Below are 577 nucleotides of genomic sequence, written 5' to 3' on the forward strand. Positions count from 1 at the left end.
TATAAGTAACTGTTTTTCTATTCATAAACCGCCCCAAGAGGGGCGTGATGTCACTTTTCTCTATAAAAAATAAAATAACATTTTTGAATGCGCATGCTGTTGTTGATGTAACCGCAAAGACCTTCTCTGCCATTAGCGTCACGGCCGATCCACAATCCAGCCAGGCGCTTGTCTGGCTTTTCGGACAGTACATAGACCTTATTGTTGAATCGCTCTACGCTTGCTTTTGGCGTGCCTTCTGGAATGTTAAACTCACCCAGGTGCGCGTAGCTGTTCAGCCGCAGAACCGTAATACTGCCCTTTTCACCAGGCTCGGCTTGCTGCACTGATTCTTTGGTTGCCTGCCCAGCCTTCCCGGCGTAGACCGTGTTTGGGTCAAACTGTGGCGCAGCAAATGCGCTGCCGGTTAAAATGATTAGCGCCCCCACCAGCGCCAGGATTTTAGATTTCATCGGATACCCTCGTTGGATGCGCCCTATACCGCTTTAGGCGCAGATTATCAGCACAATCTCACACCCCCACGGCATGTGAATGGCCCGTATAAAGAGGTCCATAATTCAGGAGAAAAGGCGTTTTT

The 577-nt window shown here is 49.2% G+C and carries 1 protein-coding gene; it reads right to left on the minus strand.

The window, feature by feature from the left end:
• Nucleotides 1-50: 50 nt before the first annotated feature.
• A complete protein-coding gene (locus tag ACVRRC_RS22250) occupies nucleotides 51-452 on the minus strand; it encodes a hypothetical protein (RefSeq protein ID WP_042847392.1) in 402 nt (133 codons plus the stop codon).
• Nucleotides 453-577: the final 125 nt, after the last annotated feature.

It is taken from the genome of Stutzerimonas sp. LR2 (assembly GCF_055755175.1).

Excerpts from the sequence above, each read along its gene's own strand:
- ACVRRC_RS22250 (WP_042847392.1), bottom strand. The coding sequence starts at position 452 with ATGAAATCTAAAATCCTGGCGCTGGTGGGGGCGCTAATCATTTTAACC.